The organism is Pseudomonas sp. NPDC089752, assembly GCF_044748725.1.
Lineage (GTDB): Bacteria > Pseudomonadota > Gammaproteobacteria > Pseudomonadales > Pseudomonadaceae > Aquipseudomonas.
Window position 1 is genome coordinate 1 of record NZ_JBIVGP010000002.1, and the last position, 14,422, is coordinate 14,422.

Below are 14,422 nucleotides of genomic sequence, written 5' to 3' on the forward strand. Positions count from 1 at the left end.
AAGCTGCTGCACCTGGTTTACGGGGTGGTGAAGTCGGGGATACCGTTTGACCCCAAAATCGCTCTTGCAGGGTGAGGGTCAAGACGGTATCTACAGGCTCCGCGCGGTACCTGTAGGAGCGGCTTCAGCCGCGATGAGGCCGGAATTAACACCAGATACCATCGAACTTTCCACCCTCACCACCAATCAGTTCCTTGAGTAACCCTGCCCCGCTCATCCCGGCCCAAGGAGTACTCCAGTGCTGCGCTACTTCACCACCCTGCTGCTCGGCTGCCTGCTGAGCACCCACCTGCTGGCCGCAGACCCCGCCCCCGCCGAAGAACCACCCGCCGAACCGGAAGCGGTCCTGCAAGGCGGCCTGCTCGGCGCCCTGGCAGACGGCCTGGACAGCGCCGCCCAGGAGCTGGACCTCGACGCTCACCTGGTCGACGCCTGGCGCCTGCGCACCGACCGCGCCGCCAAGGAAGTGGAACGCCTGGTCGACCGCCATTCGGCCAGCGACTCGCTGCAACTGGCGGGCAACTTCATCCTGCTGACCCTGACCTGGGCCGCCAGCTTCGCCTTGTTGACCACACTCGGCCGCTGGGTCGCCAAGCGCCTGTCAGGCACCCCATGGCTGAGCGCACGCCAACGCGCCAGCAGCCTGCTCGGCTACCTGCTGCCGTATACCTTGCCGGCGCTGGCCAGCCTGCCGTTGACACTCTACGTCAGCCGTTTCCTCGACCCGTCGGTGGCCCGCGCGCTGGGCCTGAGCCTGGCCTATGCGACCAGCAGCGGCCTGTTCTCGACCTCGATCATCCTGTGCCTGGTCACCCTGTTCGATGCCGGCCACAAGCGCGCGGCCGTGGCGGCGATCAAACGTCTGGCGCCGCGGCCGCTGTTTCTGATCGGCTTTCTGGCGGCCTGGAGCGATGCCTTGACCAGCCCGCAGATCGCCCGCCAGCTGGGTGGCAATATCACCGCCAGTATCGCCGTGATCACGGGCCTTGCCGCCACCTTCATCTTCGCCAGCCTGGTACTGCGCCTGCGCCGCCCGGTCGCCCACCTGATACGCAACCGCGACTACAAGGACCGCGTGCAGCACCGCGCCGTGCAGGAGACCCTGCGGATCTTTTCGGTGGTGTGGTACTTGCCGATCCTGCTGATGATTCTGGTTTCGGCCATTCACTTGATCGGCGCAGGCGAAGAAAGCCAGAAGGCGCTGCAGAACGCCTTGCTGACCACGGTACTGCTGGTTTCCACCGTGTTCCTCAGTACCCTGCTGCAACATCTGCTGGCCCCCCGCGAAATAGATCCGGCGCAGCGGGTGCGGCCTTACAAGGAGCTGCTGCGCAGCCTGGCACACGCACTGTTGCGCATCGCCATGGCCGTGGCCTTCATCGAGCTGCTGGGGCGCATCTGGGGTTTCTCGGTCATCGACTTCGCCCTGAGCAACCGCCTGGGCCAGGCGATCAGCAATTCGCTGTCGAGCATAGGCCTGATCCTGCTGGTCACCTGGCTGCTCTGGGTGGTGCTCGATACCGCCATCCAGGAAGCGCTCAAGCCCGCCGTGGGGCGCCGTTCCTCCCGCCAGCCGAGTACGCGGGTGCGGACTATCCTGCCGATGCTGCGCAACGCCATCAAAGTGATCCTGATCGTCATCTGCACCATCACCACCATGGCCAACCTGGGCATCAATGTCGCGCCATTGCTGGCCGGTGCCGGGGTGATCGGCCTGGCCATCGGTTTTGGCTCGCAACAGCTGGTGCAGGATGTGATCACCGGCCTGTTCATCCTGATCGAGGACACCATCTCGATCGGCGACTGGGTGGTGCTCGACTCCGGCCATGCCGGCACCGTCGAGAGCCTGACCATCCGCACCCTGCGCCTGCGCGATGGCAAGGGCTTCGTGCACTCGGTGCCGTTCGGCCAGATCAAGGCGGTCACCAACCAGTCGCGGCAATTCGCCTATGCGTTCTTCTCGGTGCAGTTCACCTATGACAGCGATGTGGACGAGTCACTGGCGTTGATCAATGAGGTGGGGCAATCGATCAGCGACGACCCGCTGCTGCGCATCAACCTGCAGGGGCCGCTGCAAGTGTTCGGGGTCGACCGCATGGACTTGAACGGGTTCGTGCTGACGGCGCAGTTCCGCACCATTTCTGGCGGGCAGTATGCGGTGAGCCGGGCGTTCAACGAACGGCTGAAGAAGCGCGTGGACCAGACGGAGAATGTGAGTTTTGCCCAGGTGTATCCGCTGCCAGTGCGGGCTGTTTCAGCCTGACGGGCCTTTTCGCGGGGCAAGCCCGCTCCCACATTGGAGGGTATGCACTTCATCTGTGGGAGCGGGCTTGCCCCGCGAAGAGGCCGGTACAGGCAAAATCAACGTTGGCGGAAGACCAAAGCCTTCAACCCCCCCGCCGGATCCGCATCTGGGAACTCCGGCGGATTCTCCAGTCGCTCAACGAAGGCCAAGGTCGGCGCCTGCTCGGCCATCCCTTCGATCAGAAACTCCGGCCCGATGCCCGGATCATTCACACACGCCAACACCGTCCCACCCTCGCTCAGCAACTCCGGCAAACGCCGCAGGATCTTCGCGTAATCCTGGGTCAGCACAAAACTGCCCTTCTGGAACGTCGGCGGGTCGATGATGATCAGGTCGTACGGCCCAAACTTGCGCACCTTGCCCCACGACTTGAACAGCTCATGCCCCAGGTACGCCACCCGCGACGCATCGTGGCCATTGAGCCGGTGGTTGTCGCGGCCACGGGACAGCGCCGACTTGGCCATGTCCAGATTGACCACCTGCTCGGCACCCCCGGCAATCGCCGCCACCGAGAAGCCACAGGTATAGGCGAAGAGGTTGAGTACCCGCTTGCCGGCTGCCTGTTCACGCACCCAGCGACGGCCGTAGCGCATGTCGAGGAACAAGCCAATGTTTTGCCGCACACCCAAGTCGAGCAGGTAGGTCAGGCCATCCTCGACCACTTCGCGTTGCTGGCAGGGCTCGCCCCACAGCCATTGGCCAGGGCTGTCTGGCAGGTAGCGGTGCTGCAGCAGGATCGCCTGCCCCGTCCATTGCGGGCGCTGGGCAAGGTTGCGCAACATGGCTTCCAGTTCCTCCAACTGGCCGTCTGGCGGCTCGCGGAATAGCGCCACCGAAAGCACACCCTGCAGCCAGTCCACGGTGACCTGTTCCAGCCCCGGCCAGCAACGGCCGCGGCCATGGAACAGGCGCCGGGTTTCCTGCGGGGCGGGGTCGAGGGCGGTGAGCAGATGCTGTTCGAGGGTCTGGATCGGCGAAGTCATGGCGGGTCGCAAGCTGGTAAAAGGGAGCATTCTACCCTTTGGCCGTAACCTGCGCCGAACGGAACCACCAACCCTGCTGCATCCCCGCCGCCGCCAGCAGGATCAACGCCACGCCCAGCCACTGCAGCGGCGCCAGCCGATGCCCGAACGCGACCCAGTCGACCAGGATCGCGGCAATCGGGTAGATGAACGACAGTGCGCCGGTCAATGCCGTCGGCAGGCGCTGGATGGCGCTGTACAGCAGCACATACATCAGCCCGGTGTGGACGATGCCCAGGGTCAGCAAACTGGCCAGCGCCGAGGGCTCGCCAGGCAGGCCACCGAGCTTGACCCATGGCGCCAGCAACAGCACTCCGGTGGCCACCTGAATCAGAGCGATCAGATGCGGCGGCGTGCCTTTCAGGCGTTTGATGATCAGCGCGGCGACGGCATACAGAAACGCCGCCCCCAAGGCCAGGCCAATGCCCAGCAGGTAGTCCTCACCACTCCCCTGCCCTGTGCCATGGGCGCTGACGATCGCCAGCATGCCGAGGAACGCCACGCTCAGCCAGGTGACTTTGGCAGCGGTGATCTTCTCGCCAAGAAACACTGCCGCCAGCCCTACCAGCATGAACGGCTGGACGTTGTACACCGCCGTACCGATGGCAATCGATGCCCGCGAGTAGGAGGCGAACAGCAGCACCCAGTTGCCGACGATGGCCACGCCGCTGACGATTGCCAAAAGGAAGGCCGTGCGACTGATCACGCCCGGTTTGAGGAAACCAAACGCTGCGCAAATCACCAGTAAGGTGCCGGTGCCGAACACGCAGCGCCAGAACACCACTTCCAGCACCGGCTGCCCGGACACCAGCACGAACCAGCCGATGGTCCCGGAAATCAGCATGGCGGCGACCATTTCCAGCGAGCCACGGCGCAATGAACTGTCCATCTCACACCTCCAATCGAAGATGGCCACAGTATGCAGAGGCCGACCGCCACCCTTCCAGCGGATAACCAAGGTGGTTTGGCCATTAAACCTTTACTATCAAGGCGAATTCCCGATTCAACCTGATGAGGCGCACATGACCGATGCCATCGACCAACTGCTGATCAATGCCCTGATGGAAGACTCCCGCCGCTCGCTGAAAGCGTTGGCGCAAATCAGCGGTCTATCCGCCCCCAGCGTCAGCGAACGCCTGCGCCGTCTGGAAGAACGCGGTGTGCTGCGTGGTTACACCGTGGATGTGGACCCGCGCAGCTTCGGTTACCAGCTGCAGGCGATCGTGCGTATCCGCCCGCTGCCCGGGCAGCTGCAGGAGGTGGAGCGGCAGATCGTGGCCATTCCCGAGTTCACCGAGTGCGACAAGGTCACGGGCGAGGACTGCTTCATCGCCCGGCTGCATGTGCGTTCGATGGAGCAGCTCGACACCCTGCTCGACCGCATCAATGTGCTGGCAGAAACCAACACGGCAATCATCAAGAAAAGCCCCGTCAAGCGACGTCTGCCACCGATGGACTGAGCCAAACAGGAACCTGAGCATTTTTTGTACACATGAATGTCACCTTAGGTGCCATTTTTGTGTGCACGATTGCTAGCAATGCACCGATACGTTACACAACTTTTGCAACTAAATCTGACCACAAGATCAAGTAATTACATATTTCAAAATTAAACCTGTTCATTTGGTCAAGTTATAGTTATTTGATTTCATAAACTTACCTACAGTTAAGATAGATTCTGAATAGTGGCAGCCTGAACACCGGTTTTTGCCTGGCATGGAACTCGCTTTTGTGTGTTCGTGTTTTGTATACACGTCGAACAAAACATAAATACACAAGAACCCGCGACGCCGGACCAACCCCCGGCAGCCGCGCCCAGAACCCAGTGATGCCAACGCTGCACCGACGAGATGGCGAGCCCGTGCGCATGCCCGCTCATCGCAGTCCACGTGCATCAGGAGCCTGCAGGAATGAACCTCGACCTTGCCCCTGAATTATCCGTCGCCAGCACCCATCCCTCCTCCCCATTGGCCGGCCATGCGCCACAACTTGAACTCAGCCCGCGCCTGCACAACCGCGACCTCGCCCCGACCAAGGTCGAAGGCCGCCGTTGGGGCGGTTACAGCATCTTCGCGCTGTGGACCAACGATGTGCACAACATCGCCAACTACTCCTTCGCCATGGGTTTGTTCGCTTTGGGATTGGGTGGTTGGCAGATCCTGTTATCGCTAGCAATCGGTGCGGGGCTGGTGTACTTCTTCATGAACCTTTCCGGCTACATGGGGCAGAAGACCGGCGTACCGTTCCCGGTGATCAGCCGTATCGCCTTCGGTATCCATGGCGCGCAGATCCCGGCGCTGATCCGCGCGGTCATCGCCATTGCCTGGTTCGGCATCCAGACCTACCTGGCCTCGGTGGTGCTGCGGGTGCTGCTCACGGCGGTGTGGCCGCAGCTGGCGGCCTACGACCACAACAGCATCCTCGGCCTTTCAAGCCTGGGCTGGGTGTGCTTCGTAGCGATCTGGCTGGTGCAGCTGGTGATCCTCGCCTACGGCATGGAGATGGTGCGCCGTTACGAGGCCTTCGCCGGCCCGGTGATCCTGCTGACCGTGGCCAGCCTGGCGGTGTTCATGTACTTCAAGGCCGATGCGCGCATCGCCTGGTCGGTGGCCGAGCCGCTGAGCGGTTATGAAATGTGGCGCAACATCTTCGCCGGCGGCGCGCTGTGGCTGGCGATCTACGGCACCCTGGTGCTCAACTTCTGCGACTTCGCCCGCTCTTCGCCGTGCCGCAAGACCATCCGCGTCGGCAACTTCTGGGGCCTGCCGGTGAACATCCTGGTGTTCGCGATGATCACTGTGGTGCTGTGCGGCGCGCAGTTCCAGATCAATGGTCAAATCATCGACAGCCCGACCCAGATCGTCGCCAGCATCCCCGACACTGCGTTCCTGGTACTCGGTTGCCTGGCCTTCCTGATCGTCACCGTGGCGGTGAACATCATGGCCAACTTCGTCGCCCCGGCCTTCGTGCTCAGCAACCTGGCGCCGCGCCACCTGAACTTCAAACGCGCAGGCTTGATCAGCGCCACCCTGGCGGTGCTGATCCTGCCGTGGAACCTCTACAACAGCCCGCTGGTGATCGTCTACTTCCTGTCCGGCCTGGGCGCGCTGCTCGGCCCGCTGTATGGGGTGATCATGGCCGACTACTGGCTGCTGCGAAAAGGCTGCATCAACGTGCCGGAGCTGTACAGCGAACACCCGGCCGGCGCCTACCACTACAGCAAAGGGATCAACCTGCGTGCCGTGGCCGCCTTCGTGCCCGCCGCGCTGCTGGCCATCGTCCTGGCGCTGGTGCCCAACTTCCATGCCATCGCGCCGTTTTCCTGGCTGATCGGTGCCGGCATCGCCGCCGCGCTGTACCTGCTGATCGCCCCGCGCAACCGCCAATACGCTGATGTCAGCGGCGAATGCATCGCCGTCGACCACAGCAGCCACTGATCAAGGAGCAGAGCCCATGCGTATTCTGATCGCCAACGTCAACACCACCGCCGCCATCACCGAAGCCATCGCCGAGCAGGCCCGCAGCGTCGCCTCGCCCGGCACCGAGATCATCGGCCTGACGCCGTGGTTCGGTGCCGAGTCGGTGGAGGGCAATTTCGAGAGTTACCTGGCCGCCATCGCCGTGATGGATCGGGTGCTGGCCTACGAAGGGCCTTACGATGCCGTGATCCAGGCCGGTTATGGCGAACACGGCCGCGAAGGCTTGCAGGAGCTGCTCAACGTGCCGGTGGTGGACATCACCGATGCCGCCGCCAGCACCGCGATGTACCTGGGCCACGCCTACTCGGTGGTGACCACCCTGGACCGTACCGTGCCGCTGATCGAGGACCGGCTGAAGCTTTCCGGGCTGTACGACCGTTGCGCGTCGGTGCGCGCCAGCGGCCTGGCGGTGTTGGAACTGGAGGAAGATCCGCAGCGTGCCGTCGAGGCCATCGTCGAACAGGCCGAGCGTGCGGTGCGCGATGACAAGGCCGAAGTGATCTGCCTGGGCTGCGGCGGCATGGCCGGGCTGGATGAGCAGATCCGCCAGCGTACCGGGGTGCCGGTGGTGGATGGCGTGAGTGCGGCGGTGACCATCGCCGAGTCGCTGGTGCGGATGGGGTTGAGTACCTCCAAGGTGCGGACCTATGCCACACCGAGGGCGAAGAAGGTGGTGGGCTGGCCGATGCAGTTCGGGCGTTAAAAGTATTTCGTCAATACCGGCCTCTTCGCGGGGCAAGCCCGCTCCCACAGGGATTGTGATTGACCTTGTGGGAGCAAGCGGGCTTGCCCCGCGAAAGGGCCGGTACAGTCAGCCCATCATCCTGGCCAGCCGCTGCGCGCTGCCACAGGCCAAGGTAAACCCCAATGCCCCATGCCCCAGGTTCAACCAGAGGTTCCGGTAAGCCGTACTCCCAATGATCGGCACCCCGGTCGGTGTCGCCGGCCGCATCCCCGCCCACTCCACCGCCTGCCCATAATCCGCCGCATCCGGCAACGTCTCCCGAGCCAACCGGCGCATGCTTGCAAGCCGCCGCGCATCCACCGACTCGTCGAAGCCGACGATGTCCACCATCGCCGCCACCCGCAATTGCCGATCCAGGCGTGCATAGACGATCTTGCGCTCGTAATCGGTGATGCTGACCTCGGGCGCTCGATGCGCCATGCTGATTGGCGCCGTCAGGCTGTAGCCCTTGAGCGGATAGACCGGCAATCGCAAACCCGGTAACGCCAGCGCCGCACTGCGATGCCCGGCGCACAACACCAGGCGTTGCACATCGACGCGCTCGTCGCCGCGCTGCAGCGAAACGACCTGATTCTGCTGCGTATCTAACCGCGTCACTGCCTTGCCCAACAGAAATCGACACTGCCCGGATGCGCGCAAGCGCTCGGCCAGGCGTTCGCAGAAACGGTGACAGTCGGCGACTTCCTCATCGGGCGTCAGCACCCCGCCCACGAACGGCGCGTCGGCCAATGCCGGTTCCAAGGCGTTGAGCTCGGTGGCATCGAGTACCCGCTGGCTGAGTGGATCCAGCAAGCGCTCACGCCCATGGGCAAACGCCCGCTCACTGCGAAAAGCAACCAATTTGCCGTTCCGCCGCCAGGCAAAGTCGCCTAACCCATCGTCCTCACGCCAGCGCTCCAATGTGACCTGACTTTCCAGCGCCAACGCCAGCAATTGTTCGCTGTTACGCCGATTGACACTGCTGCGGCATGCCAACACGAACGCCATCAACCAGCGCCACTGCGCCGGGTCCAGGCGCAGGCGCAAACGCAGCGGCGAATCCCCCTGCAGCATCCAGCCCAGCGCCTGCCACGGCACACCGGCATCGGCCAGGGGCGCTACGTAGCGGTACGACAGCTGCCCGCCATTGGCAAAACTGGTGGCAGAGGCCAGGCTGTCGCGCGCCTCTATCAGGTCTACCGACAGGCCCTCGCGCACCAGCGCATAGGCCGTCGTCAGGCCAATCACCCCACCGCCAATGACCGTTACGTTCTGCTTCATGCAATGCCCCTGTTTCGGCTTCCTTGCCGAGACAGTAACAGCGGATCAGGTCGGGCAGCTATGCTCGCCGCCATTCAGGCCCTGGCGCACGTTGCGACTGAGCAGGCTGGCCTTGCCGTCGTGCCAGGTCAGGGTGAGCACATACAGGGTGTCGAAATCATCACCGCTCCAGTCCTCGGTGATCACCCGCTCATCGCCCAGTGCCTTGCCGGCCACGGTGTTGATCAGCTCGGGCAGATAGCCGTGGGACCAGGCCGTGTAGACCGTGGCGTTGCGGTATTTATCGCTGAGCAGTTCGTCAGCGAGGTCTTCAGTATCGTTGGCGCCATAATCGATGTTCACCGGCAGGCCCAGGCGGATGGCGCTGGGGGTGATGGTCATCAGCGGGCGGATGTAGCTGTAGCTTTCGTCGTTGCTACCTTCCTCCACATGCCGTGACGGGTTGGCAGCGAACACGTAATCGGCGTCGCCGAAGCGCTCCGGCAGCAATGTGGCCAAGTCCAGGGCGCGGTTGAGCCCCTGGCAGTTCAACTGTCCCAGTCCCTCGCCGGGTTTTTCGGCATGGCGCAGAAACACCAGCGTCTGGGTGCCGTCGACCGGCTCCGCGCGGCTTTCGACCACATCCAGTGCCAAGGGCACGGCTGCTGCGATGAGCGCGAAGCTCAGCAGCAGATGGCGACGGCGTCGAAGGAATGTTGGCAACTTCATGTAGGCAGGCTCTTTGGCAGACAGTATCGGGTTGACCCGCAGCGGGCTGTCCCTGCTGTGGATGCCATCCATGGCCAACGAGTAGGTGTCAGAGTGCCTTCAACCCGTTTGGTTCCTCGGTGAGTACATATGCCGTTCCCTGGGCAATGCACAGGGTAGAGCCGCTGTGTTGCTGAATGATGTCCGCCAAGGCCTGCGCCGGGCTCAGCGCATCTGCTCGGCCCAGCACTTTTCTATCCAGTCCCCCAGTGCCCGCACGCGTTTGGCTTCGTAGCGATTGTTCAAACGCACCAGGTGCACCGGTAAACCAACCAGCCCCCACTCCGGCAGCAACTCGACCAATTCGCCGCAACGAATGCCCTCCTCGAACAACCAGCGAGGCCCTGGATGGATGCCGGCTCCTTGGCGCACCGCCTCGAGGATCGCCCCGGCATTGTTGAGGTAGAACACCCCGTGAAGCTCGACGCACACTTCCTTGCCATTGCGGCTCAAGCGCAAGCGAGTGCGATGCCGCTCCTGGCCCAGGGAGTAGAGGATCGCCCGGTGGCCAATCAGCTCCTGTGGCCTGGCAGGCCGCCCGTGCGCCTGCACATAACTGCGGCTGGCGCACAGCACGTTGGGCATGTCGCCGATCTTGCGGGCGACCAGGTCGGAGACCGGCAACTCCCCCACCCGCAGCGCCAGGTCGATGGCTTCGCCGCTCAGGTCCAGCCGGGAATCGGACAGCACCAGGTCGATGATCACCTGTGGGTGCAGTTGCTGAAACGCCGTCAGCCACGGCACCAGGTGCCGTTCGCCGAAGTTGACCGGGGCGGTCATGCGGATGGCGCCAGCGATCTGCGGCGAGCCACCGTCGAGGTCCGCGATCACCCCTTCCATCTCGTCGATCAGCGGGCGCATCTGTTCATACGCCCGCGACCCCGCCTCCGAGAGCGTGACCTGCCGGGTGGTGCGGTTGAGCAGCCGCACGTTCAGGCGCTTTTCCAACGCAGCGATGCGTCGGCTCACCGAGGACGGTTCCAGGTCGAAGTCATCGGCGGCCTTGGTCAGGCTGCCGCGCTCGACGATACGGAAAAACAAGCGCCATAGCGAAATGTCATCATTCATGCACGAACCGCAATTCTCTTTTGATTATTGTTCCCTTCAAGTGCATTTATCCCTCAAATACCATCGCCAAGTCCAGGAACAGACAAGTTAAGGAACCAAGGAATGGCGGCCCGGAACGACTCCATGCGGCGTGCATTGGTATTACTGGCAGTGTGCACGGCCGGTTTGATATTGCCTCTCGAATACACCGGGCCGGCGATGGCCCTGTCGGCGATCGGCAACGACCTGGGCGGCAGCGCGATCGCCCTGGCCTGGGTGGTCAATGCGTTCGCCCTGAGTTTCGGCAGCGCGATCATGGCGGCCGGCACCCTCGCCGACCTGTACGGTCGCAAACGCATGTTCTGCTGGGGCATCGGCAGCTTCACGATTCTCTCGGTCATCGTCAGTTGCGCCCAGGATGTGGTGTTCCTCGACGTGCTGCGGGGGCTCCAGGGCATCGCAGCGGCGCTGACCATGGCCGGGGGATCGGCCACCCTGGCGCAGGAATTCGAAGGCCATGCCAGGACCAAGGCCTACGGCCTGCTGGGCACCGCGTTCGGCCTTGGCCTGGCCTTCGGGCCGGTGATTTCGGGCCTGCTGGTCGAGTTCTTCAACTGGCGTGCGATATTCCTGCTGGGCGCCGTATTCGGCGGCCTGGCCTGGCTCCTGGCCGCGCCACGGATGCGCGAAACCCGCGATCCTGGCGCACGCCACCTGGACTGGGCCGGCGTGCTGGCCTTCAGTGCCATGCTGGTGGTACTGACCTTCGCCATCATGCAGATTCCGGCCCATGGCTGGTACAGCGTCACCGTGCTTGCCCTGCTCGGCGCTGCGGTTCTGCTGTTGCTGCTGTTCATCCGCATCGAGCAGCGCCAACCACGCCCGATGCTCGATCTTTCGCTGTTCGGCGACCGGCGTTTCGTTGGCGTTCAGTTGCTGCCCATCGCCACGGCCCTGAGTTTCATCGTCTTGCTGATCCTGCTGCCGCTGCGTTTCGTCGGTGTCGAATCGCTGGGTACCGGGCAGGCCGGCCTGCTGATGATGGCGCTGTCGCTGCCGATGCTGATGGTGCCGTTCCTCTCGGCGATGCTCGCCCGCCATATCGCCGCCGCCAACCTCTGTTTCGTCGGCTTGCTTCTGGCCGGTATGGGCCTGATCTGGCTGGCCACCGTCGATGTCGGCAGCCACTGGCTGGTGTTCTGCTGGCCGATGCTGCTGATCGGTGTCGGCTCGGCGATCCCCTGGGGGCTGATGGACGACCTGTCGATCAAGGTGGTATCGGTCGAACGCGCAGGCATGGCGACCGGCATCTTCACCACCATGCGCGCCTGCGGCGAGGCGGTTTGCGTGGCGGCGGCACTGGCCGTGCTCAACAGCCTGCTGCAAGGCCAGCTCGCGGGCGCCCTGCCAGGGCAGGACGTTGCCATGGTCGCGGCGGAGCTTGCGACCGGCAACTTCGCGGCGGCGCAGTCGAGCAGCCAGCCCCTGCCCGCTTCCGGGCTCATGAGCCTCTACTCGCAGGCGTTCCAGACACTGTGCTACGGCCTGGCCGCGTTGACACTGACCGCAGCGTTGGTCAGCCGCTGGGCGCTGCGTGAAATCGCTCCTGTGCCCACCCCCCATGCCGCGCCGCGCACTGGCCGGTAAAGGTCTGCAAGTTCACCGACCTGTTAAGGAAGTCATGATGGAACGTGACAACAACGCTTGTGGCCAGCTCACCCTGGTCCCGATTGCCCGTGCCTTGGAAGGCGTATCCGATGTCTGCTCCGAGCAGATGGCCGAGATCGCCCAGTGGTGTGTCTCGTACCTGTGCAACCCGCACCCGGAACTGGGCCGCACAGGGGCCGTGTGCCCGTGGACCCCGCCCTCGATCAAACGCGAAACCTTCTGGCTGGTCGATATCGACTTCACGGGCCGGGCGGAGCAGGCGGTGTGCCGGGACATTCTCGGCCTCATCGAAAGCTTCAAGCACCATGCGCCCCAGGCTGGCAACGCCAGCCAGTTCAAGGCGATCGTCGGTGTGCTGCATGGCCTTGAAGACCCCGCGCGGGTGAACCACTTTCACGCCCTGCTCAAGCCTCAGTTCCTCGAAGCGGGCCTGATGCTGGGCGAATTCTATTCGCTGTGCCCCAAGCCCGGGTTGCGCAGCGACACCTTCAATCCGCTTCGCTCACCGGTGCCGCTGCTGGTCATTCGGGAAATGGTCGAACTCGACATCGCCTTTCTCGCCGACCAGCCGCAATTCGTCGAAGCCTACCTGCGTGCCCATGGCATGCGCGCGAAAGTCGGCATCAACGCCGTGCTGCACCAGCAAAGCCGCCTGTGCCTGAGCCCCGAGCAGGTGGATGTGCTGCGGCGCATCGTCGCCAGCTGAGTACCTTGGACACTATCGATCCCATAGCCATGGAGGCCTGGAAATGCCCGTACGCATGCCTGAACCGTTTCGAATCAAGATGGTTGAACCGCTGAAGACCACCACCCGCGAATACCGCGAGCACGCCCTGCGCCAGGCGGGCCTGAACCCTTTCCTGCTGCGCGCCGAAGATGTGTTCATCGACCTGCTCACCGACAGCGGCACCGGTGCCATGAGCGACCGGCAATGGGCCGCGATGATGACCGCCGACGAGTCGTACGCCGGCAGCAAGAGCTTCTTCAGGCTCAGCGACACCGTGCAGCGCCTGTTCGGCTACCCCTACACCATCCCGGTGCACCAGGGCCGTGGTGCCGAACAGATCCTCTTCCCCTGCCTGGTGGAGCGGGCCAGAGCGCGCGGTGCATCGGCGCCGGTGTTCCTCTCCAATCACCACTTCGATACCACCAAGGCGCATGTGGAGATCGCCGGTGCGCAGGTCAGAAACCTGATCTGCCCCGCCGCCCTGGACACCGCCCGGCATGATGACTGGAAAGGCAATTTCGATCTCCAGGCGCTGGCGAGCGAGATCGAAATGAGCGGTGCTCACCAGGTCGCCGGCGTGGTGATCACCATCACCTGCAACAGCGTAGGTGGCCAGCCGGTGGCGATGGACAACATCCGTGACGCCGCTTCGATGGCACGCCAGCACGGCATCCCGGTGATCATCGATGCCGCCCGGTTCGCCGAGAATGCCTATTTCATCAAGCAGCGCGATGCCCGCTACCGCGACCACTCCATCACCCAGATCGTCTGGGAGATGTTCCAGCACGCCGATATCTTCACCATGTCGGCGAAGAAGGATGCGATGGTCAACATCGGCGGCTTGTGCTGTTTCCGGGAAGACCAGGCGCTGTTCGCCGAGGCGCAGCTGCGTTGCGTGCCCATGGAAGGTTTCATCACCTACGGTGGCCTGGCCGGGCGTGATATCGATGCCATGGCCGTAGGTCTCGAGGAAGCCTGCGACGAACACCACTTGGCCAGCCGCATCCACCAGGTGAGCTACCTGGCCGATCGCCTGCAACAGGCCGGCGTGCCGATCCAGACGCCAGTGGGTGGCCACGCCGTGTTCGTCGACGCCGGCAAGATTCGCCCGGACGTGGCGGGGCATCACTTCCCGGCGCAGATGCTGGTCAACGCGCTGTATCTCGAAAGCGGTGTGCGCGCAACGGAGATCGGTTCGCTGATGATGGGCCGGCATCCCGTGACCCGCGACCAGGAACCGGCGCTGTTCGAGCTGATGCGCCTGACCATCCCGCGACGCACCTACACCGATAACCACATGGACTTCGTCGCCGACTCGCTGATCGAGGTGGTCGACCGCGCGGCCTCGCTGCGCCCGCTCGACTTCGTCTACGAGCCTGCGGTACTGCGCCAGTTCACCGCGCGCTTCAAGGAAGTCTGAAC

General features: G+C 63.6%; 12 protein-coding genes. 7 read left to right on the forward strand and 5 right to left on the reverse strand.

Features of this window, described 5'->3' with window-relative positions; genetic code table 11:
* Positions 1-238 precede the first annotated feature (238 nt).
* The gene (locus ACIPZF_RS02810) at positions 239-2,263 is read left to right on the forward strand and encodes a mechanosensitive ion channel family protein (RefSeq protein WP_400795028.1); all 2,025 of its coding nucleotides are present in this window, start codon (positions 239-241) and stop codon (positions 2,261-2,263) included.
* Between the two features lie 98 nt (positions 2,264-2,361).
* Here the strand turns inward: ACIPZF_RS02810 and ACIPZF_RS02815 are convergent, their stop codons facing one another.
* Together ACIPZF_RS02815 and ACIPZF_RS02820 are read right to left on the reverse strand one after the other, a co-directional pair.
* Positions 2,362-3,288, reverse strand: a complete 927-nt coding sequence (locus ACIPZF_RS02815) for a class I SAM-dependent methyltransferase (protein ID WP_400795030.1) — start codon at positions 3,286-3,288, stop codon at positions 2,362-2,364.
* A 31-nt stretch (positions 3,289-3,319) separates the two neighbouring features.
* On the reverse strand, positions 3,320-4,216 hold the full coding sequence (locus tag ACIPZF_RS02820) for a DMT family transporter (RefSeq protein WP_400795032.1): 897 nt from the start codon (positions 4,214-4,216) through the stop codon (positions 3,320-3,322).
* A 133-nt stretch (positions 4,217-4,349) separates the two neighbouring features.
* Here ACIPZF_RS02820 and ACIPZF_RS02825 point away from each other — a divergent pair, with 133 nt between their 5' ends.
* From ACIPZF_RS02825 to ACIPZF_RS02835, 3 genes are all read left to right on the forward strand, one after another.
* Positions 4,350-4,787 carry an Lrp/AsnC family transcriptional regulator gene (locus tag ACIPZF_RS02825; RefSeq protein ID WP_400795034.1) on the forward strand — a complete coding sequence of 146 codons (438 nt, stop codon included), beginning with the start codon at positions 4,350-4,352 and terminating at the stop codon, positions 4,785-4,787.
* A gap of 450 nt (positions 4,788-5,237) precedes the next feature.
* Positions 5,238-6,764, forward strand: coding sequence for an NCS1 family nucleobase:cation symporter-1 (locus ACIPZF_RS02830; protein WP_400795036.1), 1,527 nt, complete (start codon positions 5,238-5,240; stop codon positions 6,762-6,764).
* A 16-nt stretch (positions 6,765-6,780) separates the two neighbouring features.
* Positions 6,781-7,509 (forward strand): aspartate/glutamate racemase family protein, encoded by a 729-nt coding sequence (locus ACIPZF_RS02835; RefSeq protein ID WP_400795038.1) that lies wholly within the window; start codon positions 6,781-6,783, stop codon positions 7,507-7,509.
* A gap of 108 nt (positions 7,510-7,617) precedes the next feature.
* Here the strand turns inward: ACIPZF_RS02835 and ACIPZF_RS02840 are convergent, their stop codons facing one another.
* The 3 genes from ACIPZF_RS02840 to ACIPZF_RS02850 form a co-directional block, all read right to left on the reverse strand.
* Positions 7,618-8,811, reverse strand: a complete 1,194-nt coding sequence (locus ACIPZF_RS02840; protein ID WP_400795040.1) for a D-amino acid dehydrogenase — start codon at positions 8,809-8,811, stop codon at positions 7,618-7,620.
* Positions 8,812-8,856: 45 nt separating this feature from the next.
* Positions 8,857-9,519, reverse strand: a complete 663-nt coding sequence (locus ACIPZF_RS02845; protein WP_400795041.1) for a histidine phosphatase family protein — start codon at positions 9,517-9,519, stop codon at positions 8,857-8,859.
* 204 nt (positions 9,520-9,723) lie between these two features.
* Entirely contained in the window at positions 9,724-10,626 is a 903-nt protein-coding gene (locus ACIPZF_RS02850; RefSeq protein WP_400795043.1) for a LysR substrate-binding domain-containing protein, read from the reverse strand.
* A gap of 123 nt (positions 10,627-10,749) precedes the next feature.
* On the opposite strand from ACIPZF_RS02850, the gene ACIPZF_RS02855 reads away from it, so the two are divergent.
* The 3 genes from ACIPZF_RS02855 to ACIPZF_RS02865 are packed head-to-tail and all read left to right on the forward strand — an operon-like array spanning position 10,750 to position 14,420.
* Positions 10,750-12,252 (forward strand): MFS transporter, encoded by a 1,503-nt coding sequence (locus tag ACIPZF_RS02855; RefSeq protein ID WP_400795045.1) that lies wholly within the window; start codon positions 10,750-10,752, stop codon positions 12,250-12,252.
* Positions 12,253-12,289: 37 nt separating this feature from the next.
* Positions 12,290-12,979: a DUF6875 domain-containing protein gene (locus ACIPZF_RS02860; protein WP_400795046.1), complete on the forward strand. Its 690-nt coding sequence runs from the start codon at positions 12,290-12,292 to the stop codon at positions 12,977-12,979.
* Between the two features lie 55 nt (positions 12,980-13,034).
* Positions 13,035-14,420, forward strand: coding sequence for a tryptophanase (locus ACIPZF_RS02865; RefSeq protein WP_400795048.1), 1,386 nt, complete (start codon positions 13,035-13,037; stop codon positions 14,418-14,420).
* Positions 14,421-14,422: the final 2 nt, after the last annotated feature.